At 69.7% G+C, this 20,011-nt stretch carries 13 protein-coding genes; 1 reads left to right on the top strand and 12 read right to left on the bottom strand.

What is annotated here, in order from left to right:
- Positions 1–6 precede the first annotated feature (6 nt).
- From ACFCQI_RS10315 to hrpB, 5 genes are all read right to left on the bottom strand, one after another.
- Complete coding sequence (locus ACFCQI_RS10315) at positions 7–771, bottom strand: formylglycine-generating enzyme family protein (RefSeq protein ID WP_395116356.1); 765 nt, start codon at positions 769–771, stop codon at positions 7–9.
- A gap of 2 nt (positions 772–773) precedes the next feature.
- Entirely contained in the window at positions 774–2,288 is a 1,515-nt protein-coding gene (gene nirK, locus ACFCQI_RS10310; protein WP_395116354.1) for a copper-containing nitrite reductase, read from the bottom strand.
- A 300-nt stretch (positions 2,289–2,588) separates the two neighbouring features.
- Positions 2,589–3,830, bottom strand: coding sequence for an NnrS family protein (locus tag ACFCQI_RS10305; RefSeq protein ID WP_395116352.1), 1,242 nt, complete (start codon positions 3,828–3,830; stop codon positions 2,589–2,591).
- A 188-nt stretch (positions 3,831–4,018) separates the two neighbouring features.
- Positions 4,019–6,631, bottom strand: a complete 2,613-nt coding sequence (locus ACFCQI_RS10300) for an EAL domain-containing protein (protein ID WP_395116350.1) — start codon at positions 6,629–6,631, stop codon at positions 4,019–4,021.
- A gap of 240 nt (positions 6,632–6,871) precedes the next feature.
- Positions 6,872–9,496, bottom strand: coding sequence for an ATP-dependent helicase HrpB (gene hrpB, locus ACFCQI_RS10295; RefSeq protein WP_395121334.1), 2,625 nt, complete (start codon positions 9,494–9,496; stop codon positions 6,872–6,874).
- 346 nt (positions 9,497–9,842) lie between these two features.
- Between hrpB and ACFCQI_RS10290 the strand changes: the two genes are divergently transcribed.
- Complete coding sequence (locus ACFCQI_RS10290) at positions 9,843–12,845, top strand: diguanylate cyclase (RefSeq protein ID WP_395116348.1); 3,003 nt, start codon at positions 9,843–9,845, stop codon at positions 12,843–12,845.
- 71 nt (positions 12,846–12,916) lie between these two features.
- Here ACFCQI_RS10290 and gspD read toward each other — a convergent pair whose 3' ends face one another.
- From gspD to ACFCQI_RS10255, 7 genes are read right to left on the bottom strand one after another with little or no spacing between them, the layout of a single operon-like run.
- Positions 12,917–15,493, bottom strand: a complete 2,577-nt coding sequence (gene gspD / locus ACFCQI_RS10285) for a type II secretion system secretin GspD (RefSeq protein WP_395116346.1) — start codon at positions 15,491–15,493, stop codon at positions 12,917–12,919.
- Positions 15,494–15,497: 4 nt separating this feature from the next.
- On the bottom strand, positions 15,498–16,220 hold the full coding sequence (locus ACFCQI_RS10280; RefSeq protein WP_395116344.1) for a hypothetical protein: 723 nt from the start codon (positions 16,218–16,220) through the stop codon (positions 15,498–15,500).
- The gene (gspM, locus tag ACFCQI_RS10275; protein WP_395116342.1) at positions 16,217–16,855 is read right to left on the bottom strand and encodes a type II secretion system protein GspM; all 639 of its coding nucleotides are present in this window, start codon (positions 16,853–16,855) and stop codon (positions 16,217–16,219) included. Before gspM ends, ACFCQI_RS10280 begins: the two co-directional genes overlap by 4 nt.
- Positions 16,852–18,006 (bottom strand): type II secretion system protein GspL, encoded by a 1,155-nt coding sequence (locus tag ACFCQI_RS10270; protein WP_395116340.1) that lies wholly within the window; start codon positions 18,004–18,006, stop codon positions 16,852–16,854. Before ACFCQI_RS10270 ends, gspM begins: the two co-directional genes overlap by 4 nt.
- On the bottom strand, positions 18,003–18,875 hold the full coding sequence (locus tag ACFCQI_RS10265) for a general secretion pathway protein GspK (protein WP_395116338.1): 873 nt from the start codon (positions 18,873–18,875) through the stop codon (positions 18,003–18,005). The genes ACFCQI_RS10270 and ACFCQI_RS10265 overlap by 4 nt, the downstream gene beginning before the upstream one ends.
- Positions 18,872–19,534: a prepilin-type N-terminal cleavage/methylation domain-containing protein gene (locus ACFCQI_RS10260; protein WP_395116336.1), complete on the bottom strand. Its 663-nt coding sequence runs from the start codon at positions 19,532–19,534 to the stop codon at positions 18,872–18,874. The genes ACFCQI_RS10265 and ACFCQI_RS10260 overlap by 4 nt, the downstream gene beginning before the upstream one ends.
- Complete coding sequence (locus tag ACFCQI_RS10255) at positions 19,531–19,950, bottom strand: prepilin-type N-terminal cleavage/methylation domain-containing protein (RefSeq protein WP_395121333.1); 420 nt, start codon at positions 19,948–19,950, stop codon at positions 19,531–19,533. The genes ACFCQI_RS10260 and ACFCQI_RS10255 overlap by 4 nt, the downstream gene beginning before the upstream one ends.
- Between the last annotated feature and the right edge of the window lie 61 nt (positions 19,951–20,011).

Here is a 20,011-nt window from a genome sequence, read left to right as displayed (position 1 = left end):
GCTCCTTCAGTTCGACTTCGCGCAGCGGAAGCCAAGGTTGTTGGTGGTGTCGGCGGCCTTCAGCGCGGAGAGCATCGCGATGCGCATCAGCACCGCGTAGTTCTCCTTCTCCTGCAGGCTGATCGCGCCGGCGCCGCAGAACTTCAACAGGTCGGGATCGCCCTGCTGGCGGCTGTCGCTGGCCACCATCAGTGCGTTGAAATCGTCGACCCACTCCCACACCAGGCCGTTCATGTCGCGCACGCCGTAGACGTTGGCCGTGCCGCCGACGGCGGGCAGCGCGGCGTTCGATGGCCGCGAATACCAGCCCAGGATGTTCTCGCGCCAGGCCGGGTCGGCCCGCGCGTCGCGACGGCTGGCGTCCGCCGCCGCGGCAAACTCCCACTCGTACCAGCTCGGCAGCCGCGCGCCTTCGCTTTCGCAATACGCCTGCGCGGCGAACCAGCTCACCCGCGTCACCGGCTGGCGCGGGAGTGCCTGCTCGCCGAGTTCATCGGCGCCGGCCCATTGGGTGAGGTAGCGCGCGTCGGCGAGGATGCCGGCGACCTTGTCGCGCCGCCATTGCGGGTGCTCGCGCACGAACGCCAGGTACTCGCCATTGGTGACCAGCTCGGTGCGCAGGCGGAACGGCGCGACCTGCGCCGCGGCCGCCTTGCCGTCGGCGGGCAGCACGCTGGCGAAGGTGCCTCCCGGCAGCGCGGCGTATTCCGCCGCCGCTGCCGGGAGTGCCAGCACCAGGCCGAACCATGCCAGGGCCAGCCGCATGCGCATGCTCAGTGCCCCGGGTCCGCGTGCGGGCCGGCTTCGGCACGCGCCTTGGCCACGTCTTCCTTGCTGTACTGGCCGCCCGGGTTGTCCCAGCTGTTGATGACGTAGGTGAGGATGTTGGCCACCTCGTCGTCATTGAGCTGGCTCATCGGCGGCATCACCGAATCGTACTCGTGGCCGTTGACGGTGATCTTGCCGGTCAGGCCGTGCGTCACGATCGTCATGGCGCGTTTCGGGTCGGCGGCCAGGAAGTCCGATTTCGCCAGCGGCGGGAACACGTTGGCCAGGCCTTCGCCATTCGCCTGGTGGCAGACCGAGCAGGTGCCGGTGAACAGTTGCTTGCCGGCGGCGATCTGCTCGTCCTTGGTCAGCGTGCCGGCCGCGTGTGCCTTGGCCGCGGCGGTCACCGCCTTGAGGTTCGGCTCCGAGCGGTCGCCCAGGTAGACGTAGTCGACCTCCTTGCCCGAGTAGACCAGCTTGTTCTCCGGCCCGTCGACCTTGAGGATGCCCAGCGCGCCCTTGTTGAACGCGCGGAAGATCGAGTGGTCGACCAGCACGTAGCTGCCCGGCACGTCGGTGTGGAACTCCACCGTGGCCGCGCCGCCGGCGGGGATCAGCGTGGTCTGCACGTTGTGCTGGGCCTCCGTGCCACCTTCGGGCTGCACCTTGTCGAAGATCTCGCCGATCACGTGGAAGCTGGAGACCAGGTTGGGGCCGCCGTTGCCGATGAACAGGCGCACCGTCTCGTTGGTCTTGGCGGTCAGGGCGTTGTCGCCGGTGAGTGCGCCTTCCTTGCCGTTGAACAGCACATAGGTCGGGTGCTCGTCGATCGCCTTTTCCATGTCGAACGGCTGATGGCCCTTTTCGCGATACTTGCCGGTGGTGTAGAAGTCGCCCTGCATCACGTAGTACTCGTGGTCGACCGGGCTGAGGCCTTCCGGTGGCTCGACCAGGATCAGGCCGTACATGCCGTTGGCGATGTGCATGCCCACCGGTGCGGTGGCGCAGTGGTAGACGTAGATGCCCTGGTTCAGCGCCTTGAAGGTGAACTGCGAGGCGTGCCCCGGCGCGGTGAAGCTGGACGCCGCGCCACCGCCCGGCCCGGTCACGCCGTGCAGGTCGATGTTGTGCGGCATCTTGCTGTCCGGCGCGTTCTTCAGGTGGAACTCCACCGTGTCGCCCTGGCGCACGCGGATGAAGCTGCCCGGCACGGTGCCGCCGAAGGTCCAGAACGTGTAGCTGACGCCTTCGGAAATCTGCATCTCCTTCTCGACCACCTCCAGCTCGACGATGACCTTCGCCGGGTAGTTGCGATGGATCGGTGGCGGCACGTGCGGCGGGCTGGTCAGCACCGCCTTGATCGGCTCACCCTGCGGCGGACCGAAATCGCCGCGCTGGGAAGCCACCGAGGTGCTGGCCGGTGGGGTGGCCGCGGCGGGCGACGCCGGGGGCTTGTCGGAGCAGGCCGCCAGCGCGAACACGGCGAGGGCGGCAAGAACGGTGGACAGCGGACGCGACATGGGGGATCTTCCCGTTGGTTGTGCCTGCGCGAAGCATGCCCGGCAAAACCCGCCGCCATTTGACCGGCGTCAAAAGACTCCCCGAAACCCGCCCGCTGCGTCACCGCGCCACATCGGTTTCAGCCGGCGCGCCTGACCCGCAAGAATCGCCATATCCCCGCCGTCATTCCCGCGAAAGCGGGAATGACGGCGGGGAGAATTGCGGCAACCGGCGGGCGAGCGGTGCGGCATGGAGAACCTGCAGAAACCGGGAAGGCTCGCCGACCTCGCGAAGCGAAGGCCGCAGCCCGCGCTCCGCCATCACCCCGCCTTGCCGTCCACCCGCGGGGTCAGATAGATCCACGCCGAGCGCAGCACCCACGGCAGGAAGGCGAGCAGCCAGCCGTAGGCGGCGATCACCAGCCACAGGTACATGTCGCCACCCAGTTCGGCGCGAATGCGCAGCAAGGCCACCACCTGCAGCAGCACGAAGCACAGCCACGGCACCGCGCCCATCTGCAGCGGCCGGCCGGAGTGGCCCATGGTCACGCGGGTCACCATCGCCACCAGCATCGAGCCGAAGAAGCCGATGCCCAGCGCATGCAGCGGCGCGCGGCCGAGGATGAACTGGCCACTGGTGGCGTAGACCACGTCCTGCACCGCGAACAGCACGAACGCCACCGGCAGCCACGCGAATGCCAGGTGCAGCACCGCCAGCAGGCCCGGGTGCATCGCCCGCCACGGCCGCCAGGTAAGCGAGTGCCAGGCGAACACCAGCGCCAGCGGCACGTCGACCATGTACAGCCAGCCCAGCACGCCGCGCCACGACAGCACGAGGTGCGCCAGCAGCAGCATCCACACCACCGGCATGCTCCAGTCCGGGCGCACCACCGCATAGCCCTTGACCATGTTGCCGGTGAAGAACGGCAGCATGCGATGCATCACCGTGAAATAGATCGGCAGCAGCAGGCCGAAGGTGCCGATCCTGACCGCCAGCAGCGCGCACTCCGCCGGCGCGCCGAACAGGTAGGCGAGGAAGATCGCCAGCCCCAGCGTGCCGAGCGACAGCGCCGCCAGGCACGAGCGCGCATGCCCCTTGCGCTCGGCCACCGAGGCACGCAGCACGCCGGCCAGCGTCCACACGCCGATCGCGTAGCCGAGCAGCATCAGCAGCACGCCCAGCTCCAGCACCCGCGGCAGCGCCAGCAGGCCCACATGCGCCAGCACGTAGCCGCCGAACAGGCAGCCGGCCACCGGCAGGAAACGCGTGCGCGGCAGGTCCGGGCGACCCAGCCAGCGCGGGAAGGTGGTCATCAGGAAGCCGAACATGAACAGCGGGAACAGGCCGTACTGGATCAGCACGCCGTGCGCATACAGCGGCGGGATCGACGGCTGCGGCCAGCCGGCCAGGCCGAAACGCAGCGAGGTCAGCTCCAGCGCCCACCACGCCATGCTCAACATCACCGCTACCGTGCCGGCGAGGAACAGCGGCCGGTGCGGCGCCGCCGCCAGCAGCCGGGGAATGTCGGCAAGCGGCGACGAGGTGGAGGGCTGGTCGGACATGGCGTGATCCCGCGAATGCGAATGACTTCCCATCGTGCCACAGCCATGCATGCCGGCCCCATGACCTGCATCAGCCTTCAATGGCGCCATTCCAGCGAAAGCCGGAATCCAGCGTCGTCAAGGCGCTGCCAAGGCGCTGGATCCCGGCTTTCGCCGGGATGACGGACTGTCCGGACCTTCCCCAAACGCTACTCGCGCTGGAACAGCGCCAGCTCCGGCCGGTGCAGGCCGAAGCCCTGCACGCGATTCACGCCCAGCGCGGTCAGCGCCTGCACGGTGGGCGTGTCGGTGACCCACTCGGCGACCACTTCCAGCCCCAGCCGGTGGCCGATGTCGGTGACCGCCTTGACCATCAGGTGGCTGACCGGATCGGTCAGCATGTCACGCACGAAACTGCCGTCGATCTTGATGATGTCCAGCGGCAGGTGCTTCAAATAGGTGAACGAGGACATGCCGGCGCCGAAGTCGTCCAGCGCGATGCGGCAGCCGGCGGCGCGCAGTTGCGCCATGCAGCGCGCCACCGCCGAGAGGCTGCGCGCGGCCACCGTCTCGGTGATCTCGAAGCACACCTGCGCAGGCTCCACGCGGTAGCGGCGCAACCAGTCGATGATGTCCTCGACCAGGGCGGTGTCCTCGATGCTGGCGCCGGAGAGATTGATCGCCACCATCTCCATCGCGCTGCCGTCCGGATGCAGCCGGTCGAAATTCGCCAGCGTGGTCTCGATCACCCAGCGATCGACCAGCGGCATCAGTCCGTAGCGCTCGGCCGCCGGCACGAACACGCCGGGCAGTATCAGTTCGCCTGATTCCTCGCGGAAGCGCAGCAGCATCTCGATGCCCGGCCGGCCACTGCCGGGCGGCAGCGGCCACACCTCCTGGTAGGCCAGCTGCAGGCGGCGCTCGTCGATCGCCCAGCGCAGGCGGTTGGCCCAGTCCATCTCGCTGCGCCGGCGCACGGTCTGGTCGTCGCGCCCGGAGTAGAAATGCGCGCGGTTGCGGCCCATCTCCTTGGCCATGTAGCAGGCGGTGTCGGCCTGGGCGAGCAGGTCGCGGGCCGACACGCCGGAGTGGTCGATCACCACCCCGCCGATGCTGGCGCTGACCATGTAGCTGGTCTGCTCCCAGATGAACACGTAACCGTCGATGCAGCGACGGATGCGCTCGGCGCTGCGCTCGGCCTCCTCGCGGTCGGCCACGCCGGTCAGCAGCACGCCGAACTCGTCGCCGCCGAGCCGCGCCAGCACGTCGCCCGTGCCCAGCTGCCGGCGCATCACGATCGCCAGCTGGGTGAGCAGCTGGTCGCCGGCGGGGTGGCCGGAGGTGTCGTTGACCAGCTTGAACTGATCCAGGTCCACGTACAGCAGGGCGGCGACCGGCGAGGCGAACGACCCGGCCGCCAGCAGCGCCTGCAGCTGGTGCTCGAACTCGCGGCGGTTGTACAGGTCGGTCAGCACGTCGTGGCTGGCCTGGTAGCTCAGCAACTGGTTGAGCTGGCGCTCCTCGCTGATGTCACTGGCCACCAGCAGCAGCTTGGCGTGGCCGCCCAGCTCCACCCGCGAAACCGCCACGCTGGCCCAGAAGCGCTCGCCGCCGGCGTCCCGCAACTGCGCCTCCATCCGGCCGCAGCCGCTGGTGTCGCGCGCCTGCAGTTGCCGGTGCAGGTCGTCGTCGTCGAACAGTTCGGGCAGGCGCTGATCGATGATGCGGTCGCCGAGGCGATTGCGCGACGCCTGGTTGGCGTAGGTGATGCGCCCGCCGTCGGCATCGGCCAGCATCACCAGCGCCGGCAACAACTCGTTGAGCGCGCGAAAACGCTCCTCGCTCTCGCGGTAGCGCCGGCTCATCTGCCAGCCCAGTTCCAGCGCGCGCTGCCGCGTGTTGACCATGGAGTACACCAGCATGGCCAGCAGCACGCTGGCCAGCACGCCCACCGGCAGCGCCGACTGGCTCCAGTCGAACGCCGTCGGGCGCACCGGGCGCGAGCGCATCACCACGTCCAGCACGCGCCCGCCATAGGCGAGCCGGCGCTCGAAGCGGAAGTCGTCGCCGGTCGCCGCCGCGGGCGCGGAATCGAACATCGGCACTGCGCGCGCCGGGTCGGTGACGTCGTGCAAGGTCAGCCGCAGCTGCCGCCCCACGTCCGGCTGCAGCACGTTGCCAAGCAGCTTGCTGATGCGGAACGACACCGCGATCGAGCCACGCATGCGCTCGCGGCGCTGCGCCATGGTGCGCGGCGGATCGCCCGGGCTGAACACCGGCAGGCGCATGGTGAACCCGTCCGGTGCGCCGGCGCCGGTCTGCTGTACCGGGCGGAACGGCGCGGACAACGCCACCTCGCCGCTGTCGCGCGACGCCAGCAGGCCGGCCAGGTTGCTCGGTTGCGCCGCGACGTCGAGGCCGACCACGGCCTCGTTGCCCTTGCGCGGCTGCACCCAGCTAGTGATGAAATGCTCGCCCTGCGGGCCGCTCTCGCGCTGCGCGTAGGCCAGCGCCAGCAGGCCGGGGAACTGCACGTGCGGGCGCATGTTGTCGTAGAAGTTGGTGAACTCGGTCTCGGTGACTTCGTCCGAGGAGAGGAACAGCGTCTGCACCGCGCGCAGCAGCGATTCGGACTCGTGCAGGCGGTTCAGCAGGGCCGCATAGGTCTTGCCCGCCATCTCGCCACGCACCAGCGACTGCTCGGTGAGATGCCGCCGCTGCTGTTGCAGGTGGGCCGCGAAGGCCAGCGCCAGGCCCGCCAGCAAGGCGAGCAAGCTCCACCACAGGGCGCTGCGGCGCCAGCCCGAAGCTGCCACAGCCACGGGCTCGAACGCACCGCCGGTCCGGCGATCCGTTCGCGTTGGATGGAGCTCGTGGAGATCCATAAGCTGTGGCAATTCCGCTGCCATGGGGTCCAGTGTGTTCGATGCTACAGGAGCAGAATGCGCGCGCCAGATGAAAAGCGCACGGCCGCAGGGTCCCCGCCCATGTCGACCGGCGGAATCTCCCCCTTCCCGGCTATCGGCCGCGGGGGCGGATGATTGAGCTGTTGCTGGCCGGCCTCACCTTCCCCGCGGCTTGGCCCGATGCGTGGCCTGCGCCGTCCACGGGTCGTCGGGCCAGGGGTGGCGCGGGTAGCGGCCCTTGAGTTCCTTTTTCACCTCGGGGTAGGTGCGTTCCCAGAAGCCGCGCAGGTCCTGGGTGACCTGGATCGGGCGGCCGGCGGGGGAGAGCAGGTGCAGGGTGACGGGGATGCGGCCGCCGCCGACGCGCGGGGTGTCGGCCAGGCCGAACAGTTCCTGCAGTTTCACGGCCAGCACCGGCGAGTCGGCGCCGGCGTATTCCAGGCGGCGTGACTGGCCGCTGGGCACCACGACTTGTTCCGGTGCCTGGGCGTCCAGCAGCTGGCGCTGCGAATGGTCGAACAGCGACGCCAGCGCCTGCGACAACTCCTCCGCGCCCAGGGCGTCGAGTCGGTGCTTGCCATGCAGGTACGGCGCCAGCCACTGCTCCAGCGTGACCAGCAGGTTTGCGTCGGACACGTCGGGCAGCCCACGCTCGGGCAGCCATGCGCGCAAGGCCTGCATGCGCGCGCGCAGGCGGCGGGCGTGGTCGCTCCACGGCAGCGCGTCCAGGCCGCGCGCGCGGATCGCCGCCAGCATGGCCGGCAAGGCATCGGCCGGGCGCACCGGCACGCTGTGGCGGCTCAGCACGATGGCGCCGAAGCGGCTTTCCTCGAACGCCTCGGCCGCGCCGCGCTGCCCGTTCCAGCGCAGCGTGCGTTCGCGGGTGAAATGCGCGGGGAAGTCGCGCTCCAGCGTGCGCGGGTCCAGCGGCGCGGCGCTGAACACCAGGCTGTCCCGCGACTCCAGCCGCAGGTCGGTCACCACCAGCCAGGGTTCGCCGAGCAGCGCCGTGTGTTCGTGCAGGCGGGCGCCGCGGCCGTTGGCCAGCACGTAGCGGCGCGGATCGTCGCCATCGCGATGGGCGACGCGGTCGGGGAAGGCGTGCGCCAGCAGGTCGCCCACGGCGTGGCTGTCGGGTACGCCGGTGGCCGCGGTTCGGACGTCCAGACGTCTGCGCCAGCCCTTGCTGGCCTGCTCGATCGCGGCCAGCGCGCCGGCGTCGACCTCGCCGCGCGGCGCGCCGCCGCGGCGGTCGCGCCAGGCGTGCAAGGCGGCCACGCGCACGCGCAGATCGTCGTTGCGCGCCTGCGCCCCGCGCAACGGCGAGCGCGCCTCCAGCAGGGCCAGCAGGTCGGCGACCACGGCGCGTTGTTCGTGCGGCGTGCGCAGCGCGGCGGCGGCCAGCCGCGGGCTGGCGCCCAACTCCAGCATGCGCCGACCCAGCGCGGTGATGCGTGCGTCGCGGTCGAGCGCGTCGAGTGCCTGCAGCAGTTCGCGCGCCTGGGCCAGCACGCCGGGCGGCGGCGGGTCGAGCCAGGCCAGGTCGCCGCCATCCGCCGCCGTGACACCCCAGGCCGCCAACTCCAGCGCCAGGCCGGACAGCTCCGCCTGTGCGATCTCCGCGCCACGGCTGCGCTCCAGCCGGCGGCTCTGCGGCCACAGCCGATACGCCACGCCCGCCGCGACGCGACCGGCGCGGCCGGCGCGCTGATCGGCCGAGGCCTGCGAGATGGTGACCGTCTCCAGCCGGGTGAAGCCGGAGTGCGGATCGAAGCGCGGCTCGCGCGCCAGGCCGCTGTCGACCACTGCGCGGATGCCGGGCAAGGTGATGCTCGATTCGGCCACGTTGGTGGCCAGCACGATGCGGCGCGTGCCAGGTTCGGCCGGGGCCAGGGCGTATTGCTGTTCGGTGAGGGACAGCTCGCCGTGCAAGGGCACGATGTCGATTTGTTCCCCTCTCCCTCCGGGAGAGGGGGCCCCTTTAGGGGCGGGAGAGGGTACGGGCGGAGCGGGGCGCTCGGCTCCGACCGCACCCTCTCCCCCAACCCCTCCCCAGAACGGGGAGGGGAGCATTCTCTCCAGCAGCGCCTGCGTTCGCGCGATCTCGCGCCGACCGGGCAGGAAGACCAGCACGTCGCCGTCGGTTTCATCGAGCGCCTGGCGCACGGTGCGGGCGAGATGCTGCTCGGCGCTTTCCTGCACGCGCGCCGGCGGATGTTCGATGCGTATCGGGAAGCTGCGCCCGGGGCTGGAAAGGCGCGGCGCGTCGAGCCAGCCGGCGATGCGCTCGCCATCCAGCGTGGCCGACATCAGCAGCAGGCGCAGGTCCGGCCGCAAGGTGGCCTGCACGTCGAGCGCGAGCACGGCGCCGAGGTCGCCGGCCAGGTGGCGCTCGTGGAACTCGTCGAAGATGATCGCGCCGATGCCGGCCAGTTCGGGATCGGCCTGGATCAGCCGGGTGAGGATGCCTTCGGTGACCACCTCGACGCGGGTGGCAGCGCTCACCTTCGACTCGAAGCGAATGCGGTAGCCCACCGTCTGCCCGACCGGCTCGCCGAGCTGCGTCGCCATGAACTGCGCGGCGGCGCGCGCGGCGAGACGGCGGGGTTCCAGCATCACGATCCTGCGGCCGGCCAGCCACGGCGCATCGAGCAGGGCCAGCGGCACCTGAGTGGTCTTGCCGGCGCCGGGCGGCGCCTCCAGCACCAGCCGCGGATTTGCCGCGAGCGCGGCGCGGATCTCGGGCAGCAACGGGAGGATCGGGAAATCGGGCGCAGTCATCCGCTGCATGATAAAGGCCCGCCCCACCAGGACACCCAGGAGCCGCTCGCGAGCGATGCTCCCGCGTCGGGATTCGGGATTCGCGAGAGCAGGGGTACTGCCCGCGAGCTGGCCTCAAGCGTGGCTTCAGGTGGCCGATGTACTGATTGGGCTAACCGCTCATGGGTCGCCACACGTTTTCATGGAACCAGGGGTATCCCGATTGTTCACCATGCCACCATCCAGCAAGGGGCGGCGCCTTCGCTTCCTGCGTTGCCTGTTTGGGGGCCTTTGGGTTTTCGCAGCCGCCGCCTGGGCCGCGCCCCCGGCGCCTGATGTCGCGCCTCCGTCCGCACGCCCGATCGGCATGCCGCTGCTGAAGAACTTCAATCCCGAGGACTACGGCGGCTACCCGCAGAACTGGGCCGTGGTGCAGGACGCACGGGGAATCATCTACGTCGGGAATGGCGACGATGGCGTCATGGAGTTCGATGGCACCCACTGGCGGCACATCGCGGTTCCCCGCCAGAGCACGGTGCGTTCACTGGCCACCGATGCGCGGGGGCGCGTCTACGTCGGCTGCGTCGGCGATTTCGGATATCTCGCGCCGGATGCCGCAGGTCGCATGCACTACGTGTCGCTGCTCGACCGGATACCGCCAGCGGATCGCGATTTCGCCGACGTGTGGAACGTCCTGCCTGGCGACGATGGAATCTACTTTGCAACCAGCAGCCGGCTGTTCCATCTGGCATCCGGCAAGGTACGGGTGTGGAAGGCACAAACCCAGTTCCACCTCGCCTACTACCTGGATCATCAGTTGTACATCCAGCAAATGGACCAGGGGCTGGAGAAGCTGGTGGCCGGTCGGCTGGAACGGGTCGAGGGCGGCGCGCGATTCGCGACCGACAGGATCTACGCCATGGTTCCCTGGGACGAGGCGGGGAAACCCGCGTCCATCCTGATCGGAAGCCGGCAGGCCGGATGGTTGATCTTCGACGGGCATGCCTACCGTCCCTGGTCCACCCGGAGCGCCGAAGCGCTCAAAGCCGACCAGATCTACGGCGCGCAGTGGCTTGCCGACGGCCGGCTCGCCGTTGCCACGCTGCAGGGTGGCGTGATGCTGCTCGACCGCCAGGGCGACGAAGTGGGCCGTATCGGCATGGCAGAAGGTCTCATCGGCGACACCGTCTACGGCATGACCCAGGATCGCGACGCCGGGCTCTGGCTCGCGCTGGACAATGGCCTGGCGCGGGTCGAAGTGGGTTCGCCGCTGACCCGTTTCACCCGCATGAGCGGCCTGGACGGTTCGGTCATGGCGATCCACCGCCATGGACGCACCTTGTACGCAGGCACGGCCAAGGGTCTGTTCCGACTCGACGAGACGAAGGCCAAGGCCCGGTTCACTCGGGTTGCGGGCATCCATGGCCAGGTCTGGGACATGCTGGACATGGATGGGTCCTTGCTGGTTGCCAGCGCGCAAGGTCTTTTCGAGGTCGATGGGAACCGTGCGGCGCGGCAACTCTCGCGAGAGTTTTCCTTCACCCTTGCGCGCGTTGCCCCGCACGATGACCGTTTGCTGGCAGGCCAGCGTGACGGTTTGCTGTCGATGCGGTTTGCATCGGGCAGGCTGGTCGACGAGGGCAAGGTCGTGGCGGGCGAAATCCATTCGCTGCTCGCGGACGCCGCCGGCACCTTGTGGATCGGCTTCATGGATGAAGGTGCGGCAAGGCTTGATCTCTCCGGACAGGCGCGGCCAGCAACATCACCCCGGATGGAAAGGCTCCAGCCGAGTGTGACCCATCCGGAGGAACCTCGCTTCGTCACTCTTGGCCTTATCAACGGCGACATCCGATTCGGTACGGCCTCAGGCATTCAAGAACTCGACGCGAGCGGGCGCGCGCTGGTGCCGGACGAACGCTTCTCCGGGTTGTTCGGGTCCGGCACCCGGCAAGTCTGGAAGTTTGAGCAGGATGCGTTCGGCAGCGTGTGGATGTACACGGTCGACCCTGCTCGCCACCTCAAGGCGCTGGGTGTCGCCGTGGCCGACGCCCAAGGCCGCTATCACTGGCAGGAGCGCCCCTTGCAGGCGTTGTCGGGAAAGACGGTGTTCGCCCTGACGTCGGAACCGGATGGCGTGATCTGGGTGGGCACGAACGACGGTCTCTATCGCCACGATCCCCACAGGCAAAAAGACTACGCGACACCTGCCGCGACGCTGCTGCGGAACGTCGCCACGCACGGCGGGAAACTGCTCTGGGGCGGGGCCGGCAGGGTTGCCCCCGCCGAGCTGGATTGGCGCGAGAACAGCTTGCGCTTCGACTACGCGCAACCCGACTTCGAAATGGGTGCTGCCGAGCGCTACCAGGTCATGCTCGAGGGCATGGATAACACTTGGTCGGCGTGGACCAACGAAACTTATCGTGACTACACCAACCTGCCCGAGGGCTCCTATCGTTTTCGCGTTCGCGCGCGCGACGCCTATGGCGGTCTCGGCAGCGAGGCAAACTTCAGCTTTCGCGTGTTGCCGCCCTGGTATCGCAGCTGGTGGGCTTACCTGACGTGGTGCGCCCTGCTATTGCTTGTCGCCAAAGGGGCCATGCGCTGGCGTCTGCGCACGCTGCGTCGACGAAACCAGGCGCTCACAAAGCTGGTGGAGGAACGTACCGAAGCGCTGGAGTGCGCCAACTCCGCGCTGGTCGATCAGACGATTACCGATGCACTGACCGGACTCAGAAACCGGCGTTACGTCATCGACCATGTCGACAAGGACATCGCCACGGTTCAGCGCAACTACCGGAACCTCGCCCTGGGCTATGCCGATCACGCCGACGCCAACATCAATCTGCTGTTCCTGATGATGGATCTTGACCACTTCAAGGAGGTCAACGATCGCTACGGGCACGCTGCCGGCGACCGCGTCCTGGCGCAGCTGCGGGACATTCTTGTCGCGGCGACGCGCGAGACGGACACCCCGGTACGCTGGGGCGGCGAGGAGTTCCTCATCGTCGCGCGCTTCGCCAACAATGCCTTCGGCCCCGTCGTTGCCGACCGGATCCGCACCATGGTTGCCGATCATCCCTTCGACCTCGGCAACGGCTTGACGATACACCGCACATGTTCGGTCGGCTTTGCCTCGTACCCGGTGTTTGCCGCATCGAAGCACAACTTTGGCTGGGAGGACGTGGTCAACCTGGCCGATCAGTGCCTGTATCGGGCCAAACGCGATGGCCGCAACCGCTGGGTCGGGGTTGTCCCGACGGATGCGGCCTTGGCCACCGACCCAGGGGAAATCACGGTGGATCTGGACGTGCTGGTCGCCAAAGGCTACCTGTCCGTCCTGTCGCTCGATGACGTGGCCGCCCCAGGCTGATTCAACGGCGCGGCCCCCGCCAGGGGCGTTCGGCGATGTCCGCAGCAGGCGGGGGATTTTTTCACACGCTCTCAGGGCGACGGCTGGCGGCAGGCTTGCTGGCTCTGGCGTGCGGTCTGCGCACCGGCGGCATCCTGGTTGTGCTGGCGCACCTGGGCGATCACCTGCCAGTTGCGCTCGCACAGGCTGCCCTGGCGCGTGCCCTGCTGCCACGACTGCATCGCGAGGCGCTCCGCGTTCGCGTAGTCGGCCTTGCCCAGCGCAAGCTCGGCATGTTGCTGCAACTGCTCGGGCCAGCTCGGCGCGGGTGCGGCAGCCACCGGCGTCACGCTCGCGGCGCTCGCCTCGCCGCCCTGGCGCAGCGGCGCCAGCGACTCGAACTTCTCCTGGTACTCGTCGGTGACCTGCTTGGCCTCGTCGCTGTTGCGGATGATGCGCGGGGTGATCAGCACGATCAGTTCGGTGCGGTCGCGGTTGCGGTTGGTGTTGCCGAACAACCGGCCGATGACGGGGATGCGGTTGAGGCCGGGGATGCCGGTGTTGGTGACGCCCTCGTCCTGCTGGATCAGGCCGCCGAGCAGCACGGTCTGGCCGCTCTGCACCGCGACCTGGGTGGACAGCGCGCGCTGCGAGATCGACGGGTTGCCGTTGACCAATTGCTGCGAGGAATCGCGCTGGCTGACCTGCTGGCTGACGTCCATGTAGACCAGGCCGCCGGGATTGATCCGCGGGCGAACCTTGAGGATGACGCCGGTGTTGAGATAGTCCACCGAGTTGTAGCTGGTGCCCGTGCCGATACCGGTGTTGACCGTGGTCTGGTTGATCGGAATGCTGTCGCCCACCTGGATCGCGCCGACCTGGTTGTTCATCACCACCATCGAGGGCGCCGACAGCGTCTTGGTGTTGCCGCTGGTCTCCATCGCGCGCACGGCGACCTGCATGTTGGAGTTGAGGAAGGAGTAGAAGAACGGCTGGCCGCCGTACGCCGGCCCGCCCACTCCCAGCGCGCCGTACTGGCTGGCGGTGGTGGAGCCGGGGATGAAGTTGCCGTTGTTGTCGACGGTGCTGCCGACGAAACCCTTCAGGTACCACTGCACGCCGAACTGGAACGCGCCGGTGAGCCTGACTTCCAGGATGCGCGTCTCGATCTGCACCTGCAGCGGCACGTTGTCGAGCTTGTCGATCGCGCGCTTGATCTCCTCCCACTGCGAGGGGCGGGCGCGGATCAGCAACTGGTTGTTGCTGTCCACCGAGCTGATCCGCACGCTGCCGTCGCTGGAGGCGTATTGCTGGCTGGTTTCCGCGTTGCCGCCGCTGTTGCCGAAGCTGGTCGCCATGCCGCCGGACATCGCGCCCGGCTGGCCGTTGCCGCTGCCGTCGCGACTCTCGCCGCCGCTGTTGAAGCCGCCGCTGCCGGCGCCGTTCATCGCGCCGCCGCCGACCGCGCCGGTGCCGGTGTTGCCGAAGCTGCCGGCGGTGCTGCCCAGCGGGTTGGCGTTGACGTTGTCGGCGCTGCCCAGCGTGCCGCTGCTCAGGCCCGGCCCGACCTGGCCGCCGTTGTCGCCACCACTGCCGGCGCCGTTGGTGTAGATCTGCGCCAGGTAACGGGCCAGGTCGGAGGCCTTGAGGTTGCGCACGTCGTAGACGAACAGCTGCGGCTGGTTGCCGCCGCCGGCGTCGATCTTGGCGACCCACTCGCCCACTTCGCGCAGGTAGTCGGGCTGGGTGCTGATCACCACCAATGCATTGGTGCGCTCGATCGGGATGAAGCGCAGCATGCCGGCCAGCGGCGTGCTGCCGTGTTCACCGAACAACGCATCCAGCTTGGGCATCAGCTCGGCGACGCGGGCGTACTGCAGGTTGAACACGCCCACCGAGGTGCCGCGCAACCAGTCCACGTCGAAGGTGCGGATCATGCGCTCGTCGTCGGCCAGCTCCTGCGGCGTGCCGGCCAGCACGATCAGGTTGCGCGAGGGATCGACCAGCAGCACCGCATCCTTGCGCACGAACGGCTTGACCAGCTTCTGCATCTCGGTGGCGGAGATGTAGCGCAGCGGGAACAGCCGCGCCTGCAGGCCGCCGCCGGGCGCGGCCGCGCCGAGGCTGGGCACCAGGTTGCCGGCGACGGCATCCTTCTCCGGCAACACCACGTAACCGCCCGCGCGCTTGACCAGCGCGTTGTGGGTCCAGCCCAGCAGGGTTTCCAGGATCGGCAGCGCCTGCTCCTGCTCGACCGGCTCGGCGGTGGAGAAGGAGATGTTGCCCTCCACGCCCGGCACGATGGTGTAGTTCTGCTTGAGCAGGTCGCCGAGGATCGCCTTGACCACCGCCTGCACCGGCTGGTTCTCGAAGTTGAAGGTGACCGCATCCTTGCCGGTGGCGCTCTTGCGCGGCGTGACCAGCGCGGGGGGCCGCACGAACTGCCCGCTGCCGGCGCTGATGGTGGCCGCCGGCGGCGCGGCGGTGGGCGCGGCCAGGTCGCGGTTGAGCGGCAGCGGCGCGGGCACCGGGGCGTGCGTGCCGGCCATCGCTTCGCGTTGCAGCGCACCGTCGTCGCGCGGCTGCGGGAGGCTGGCGCAGCCGGCGAGTGCGACCACGGCGGCCAGGATGGCGGTGCGCGCGGTGCGCATGAGGAATCGGCGAGGCATGGGTTCAGTGCTCTCCTTCGTGGGACGCGGCAGCGCGTTCCGCACGACGTTTTTCGATGGTGCGACGCAGTTGTTCCAGCGTCGACCGGGATGGGCTGTTCGAGGCGGCCGGCGCCATGGACGAGCGGGCGGGCCCGGGACCGGATTCGAAGTGCGGTCGCGCCGAGGCATCGGGCTGCGGGTGCAGCATCGAGGCGCCCGCCGCCGGCGGTCGGTCGCGATCCGGTGCGGCGTCGCCGCGAACCTGGTCGATCGGCGCGCCGGCCGGCAGTTTCAGTTCGGTGCGGCCGGCGGCCGAATCGAACACCGCCGAACGCTGTTGCACCTCGACCAGGGTCACGCTGCCGTCGGGCAGGCTCTCGCCCTGGCGCAGGCGGATCTCGTGGTTGCCGTTCTTGTCGTGCAGCAGCGCCATGCGCAGGCTGGGGGTGATGATGATGCCGGTCAGCTCCAGGTCGCCCAGGTTGCTGCCGCCCTCGCTGGCATGCGCCACCGGCTTGCGGTCGGGATTGAACAGCGGCTTGCTCCACACCACGCTGAACTGCTGCAGCGGCACGGCTTGCGGCAGGTCGGCGCTGCCGGCCGGCGGCAGCGGCGACAGCGTGCGCGGCGCCGTCCAGCGAATGGCGCGGCCGACCCCGCCGAGCAGCATCAGCAGCAGCACGCCCAGCAGCACGGCCACGCCGGCCAGCACGGGAGTGAGTCGACGTTGCTGGGCGGCGTTCATGGCGCGGCTCCGGCATCGGCATCGGCGGGCATCGGCGTGCCGGCCGAGGGGCGCACGTAACCGGAGAGCGTGAACTGCACCTCCAGCGGCGCGCCCTGCTCGCGCTGTGCGGCGACCGGGTTGCGATAGATGCTGAGGTCGTCGACGAACAGGTACGGCCGGCCCTGCTCCAGCGCCTGCAGCACCGCCGCCAGCGGTTCGATGTCGCAACTCAGGCTGATGCTGACGGCGGCCTTGCGATACGGCTCGCCGGCCGACGTCGGCGGCGTCGGCAACGGCATCTTCTGGCTCACCACGCAGCGCCCGCGCCCGGTGTTGCGGCCGACCACGTCCACCACCTGCTGCATCAGGTCGGCGGCGGCATTGTTCGGATCGCTGGCGGCGAGGAACGCGTCGCTGGCGGCCTGGCCCGCGCCCATCTCGTCCAGCCGGCGCTGCAGCGCCGGCTTCTCCGCGATCGCGGCGGCGTAGCGGCTGTGCGTGTCGCGCAGGTGCGCCATCTCCTCGTGGATCTGCCGCAGCGGCGCGACGAACCACCAGTGCAGCAGCACCAGGTAAGCCAGCGCGACCGCCAGCAGCAGCAGCGCCACCGCAACGATGCGGCGTTCGCGCGGCGCGAGGGTCGGGCGCGTCATGGCGTGTCCCCGCCGTCGGCGGTCGGCGCGGGCCTGGCCGCGGCGGCCTGCTTGATGCGCGCGGTGAGGTAGAAGCGCTCCTTGCCGGTGGCGGCGTCGGGCTGGATGCTGCCCTGGAAGCCGGCATCGGTGATCACGCCGGAATCCTTCAAGGCATCGAGCAGCTTGGCCGCCTGCTGACTCTGTCCCTGCATGCCGATCTGGCCGGTGGCATCGACACTCAGGCGCTCCAGCCAGGTGCCGTCGGGCAGGCGCGCGGTGGCATCGCGCAGCAACTCCAGCATGCCGACGGCGTTCTTCTTGCGCTGGGCAAGGAAACCGGCCGCGCCGGCGTTGTCCTGCAGTTGCTGGCGCAACGAGGCGACCTGCGCCGCCTCGCCGCGCATCGCGGCGACCTGGTCCTGCATGGTGGCCAGCGCGACCTCGCGGTTGTGCCGCCATTCCAGGCCGGCCAGCAGCAACAGCAACACCACGCCCGCAGCCAGGATCAGGTTGAGCCGTCGCCGCGGATGCGCGCGGCGCGGGCGCTGTTCCGGCGGCAACAGGTTCACGCCGAGGCGACCGTCGGCCGCGGCCACGTCCACCGCATCGACCGCGATGCCCTGCGTGCGCAGGCGCGCGAGCAGCGGATCGACGCCGGCGCGGGCCGCCGCGACCAGTTCCACCTGGCAGCGCCCGGCGGCCGTCGCGTTCAGTTCGCGCACGGCGTAATACACCTGCGCCACGCCGAACGGGGTCTGCCGATCCATCTCGAAACCGACCACCTGGTGCAGGTTGTCGCGCGCGGCCAGCGGCAACGACAGGCTGCGGCGCAGCACCTGGGCGGACGGCAGCAGCAGGGCGACGCGCAGATCCTCGCGATCGACCTGTGCCAGCGCCGCGCCGAAGCTGCGCCCGGGCAGATCCTCGACCGCCTCGTTCCACTGCGCCAGCACCTCGGCATGGCCACGCCGGCGCAGCGACCAGGTCTCGCCCTCGACCTGCAGCAGGTACCAGTCCGCGCCGCTGCCGAACCAGCTGCGCCAGCGCGGCGGCAGCAGCGCGCGCAGTTCGCCGCCCCACCAGGCAAGAAAGCCCGGCAGCGGCGAGGCGCGCCACTGGCGGCGAACGCGCTCCCAACCCGGCTGCAGCGACGGCATCGCCGTACTCATTCGGACTTTCCCTCCTGCCAGCGCAACACGGCGTAAGGCTTCTCGCCAGCCTGCCCCGGCTGCATGCGGATCGTCGCGCGCAACACCGCGCTCGTCCCGTCGGCCAGGGTGGCGACGGACTCGATACTATGCGTGGTTCCGTTGTTGAGAGCCAGACTCGGATCGCTGGCGTTTTTCGCCCGGGTGGCGCGGATCGCGGCCAGTTGCTGCGGAGTCATCCCGGGAATCGCCTCCAGCGCCAGCGGCGGCGCGGTGTTCGGGTTGGGGCTGGGGCTGCCGGACCAGATCGTCAGCACCGGCGCCAGCTGGCGGTACAGCGCCGGCGTCATGCCCAGCACCAGTTGCAGCTCCTCCACGGTGACGAACGGGCCGTGGCGCGGGCCGTAGTCGCGACCGGCCGCGGCATAGGCGGCGCGCTGGCTGTCCACTTCACCGGCGAGGCTGGGCGGGCTGCGCCAGTCGACGATGTGCCGGACCAGTTCGCCGGCCTCGCGCGGCCGCAAGCCGGCGGCATGCAGCAGGCCCTGCAGCACCTCCGGCGTGGCGCTGTTGAGATCGACCTTGCCGTCCTCGTCGATCGCACGCACCACCACGCTGGCGTGGTCGTAGGTGAACGGGTAAGGCCGCCCGTCGCCGATCCAGCGCTGCTTGATGCGCGGGTCCTGCAAGCCGTAGATCGCGCGCATCAGACCGGCCTCCGCGGCGTAGTGCGCCTGCGTGCCGGCGAACTGGTAGCGCGCCTGCAAGCCCTCGGTGCGTGCCAGCGCGGCGTAACCGCCGAGCAGGATCGCCAGCAAGGTGCACGCCCACAGCACCAGCAGCAGGGCGACCCCGCGCTGGCTGGACGCATTCGCGAGACGGCCGCTCATGGCGGGGTACGTCGCAGTACGTGGATGCGCAACGGCCCGCCGGCGTCGAGCGGTTCGATGCGCAGCGGGATGTCCAGCCGCGGCCAGCTGGCGCGGCCCTGCGGCTGCAGCTCGATGCGCACCACTTGCGGCAGCGAGCGGTCGGCCGTCCACTCGCCTGCCCACGGCAAGGCGCTGCCGTCGGCATCGGTGCCCAGGTAGTGGAAGCCGCCTGCGCGAATGTGGTCGAACAGCACCTGCGGCTCACCCAGCGCCTGCGGCGGGCCGCCATCGGGCGGCAGCAGGGCCAGGCGCAGCTCCAGGCGCAGGCCGCCGGCGCCGTCGTCGACCAGTTGCAACTGCTGCAATTGCGGCCCGAGCTTGCCGAGGTAGCCCGGCAGCGGCGCGACATAACGCATCTCGTGCGCGTCGCCCTGGAAATAGACCGGCTCGCCACGATCGGTGCGGCTGATCGGCGCAGCCAGGCTTTGCGCCAGTTCGCGACGCAGGAACTGTTGCGCCGCGCGCAGCTGGTCCATCCGCTCGATCGCGGCGGTGCCCGAGCGCACGCTGCGACTGGCGCTGGCGATGCCCGAGTACACGCCCAGCAGCAGCAGCGCCAGCAGCACCAGCGCGGCGAGAATTTCCAGCAGGGTGAAGCCGGCGGCGCGCTTCTTCATGGCTGCGCCTGCGCCGGCTCCGCCGCGGCCAGCCGCAGGGTGCGGAAATGGGCCACCTGCGGATGGACCGCCGGACCCCAGCTGACTTCCAGATCGAGCTGATAGAGCTGCAGCGGTGCCTGCGCCGGCGTCGAGCCCGGACGCCACGGCGCCACGTTCAACTGCCAGCGAAAGCGCTGGTCGAACCGCCCGGACGTGCTGCCCGGCCGCACCGGCTCGTTGGTGAACGCCGTGTCGAGCAGGCTGCGCGCCCACAACGCCGCCTCGCTGTGGTCGGCGGCATTCTCGCTCAGGCGAATCGAGCCGCCCGCCACGCGCATCAACACGGTGAACGCGATCGCCAGCAGGGCGATCGCGGCGATCACTTCGAGGAGGGTGAAGCCGTTGGCGCGCGGAGCGCGCCGGGAATGGGGAATAGGGAATAGGGAATGGGAAGAGCAACAGCCACGGCCCCGCGGCAACTTGCTTTGCCTATTC

The organism is Rhodanobacter sp. FW102-FHT14D06, from assembly GCF_043950705.1.
GTDB lineage: Bacteria > Pseudomonadota > Gammaproteobacteria > Xanthomonadales > Rhodanobacteraceae > Rhodanobacter.
The sequence above is the reverse complement of the archived record's forward strand: the minus strand, read 5'-3'. Positions and strand labels throughout refer to the sequence as shown.

Coding starts and splice junctions, on each gene's coding strand:
- gspD (WP_395116346.1), bottom strand. CDS start 15,493: ATGCCTCGCCGATTCCTCATGCGCACCGCGCGCACCGCCATCCTGGCC.
- ACFCQI_RS10305 (WP_395116352.1), bottom strand. CDS start 3,830: ATGTCCGACCAGCCCTCCACCTCGTCGCCGCTTGCCGACATTCCCCGG.
- hrpB (WP_395121334.1), bottom strand. CDS start 9,496: ATGACTGCGCCCGATTTCCCGATCCTCCCGTTGCTGCCCGAGATCCGC.
- gspM (WP_395116342.1), bottom strand. CDS start 16,855: ATGACGCGCCCGACCCTCGCGCCGCGCGAACGCCGCATCGTTGCGGTG.
- ACFCQI_RS10280 (WP_395116344.1), bottom strand. CDS start 16,220: ATGAACGCCGCCCAGCAACGTCGACTCACTCCCGTGCTGGCCGGCGTG.
- ACFCQI_RS10260 (WP_395116336.1), bottom strand. CDS start 19,534: ATGAAGAAGCGCGCCGCCGGCTTCACCCTGCTGGAAATTCTCGCCGCG.
- ACFCQI_RS10315 (WP_395116356.1), bottom strand. CDS start 771: ATGCGCATGCGGCTGGCCCTGGCATGGTTCGGCCTGGTGCTGGCACTC.
- ACFCQI_RS10270 (WP_395116340.1), bottom strand. CDS start 18,006: ATGAGTACGGCGATGCCGTCGCTGCAGCCGGGTTGGGAGCGCGTTCGC.
- nirK (WP_395116354.1), bottom strand. CDS start 2,288: ATGTCGCGTCCGCTGTCCACCGTTCTTGCCGCCCTCGCCGTGTTCGCG.
- ACFCQI_RS10265 (WP_395116338.1), bottom strand. CDS start 18,875: ATGAGCGGCCGTCTCGCGAATGCGTCCAGCCAGCGCGGGGTCGCCCTG.
- ACFCQI_RS10290 (WP_395116348.1), top strand. CDS start 9,843: ATGCCGCTGCTGAAGAACTTCAATCCCGAGGACTACGGCGGCTACCCG.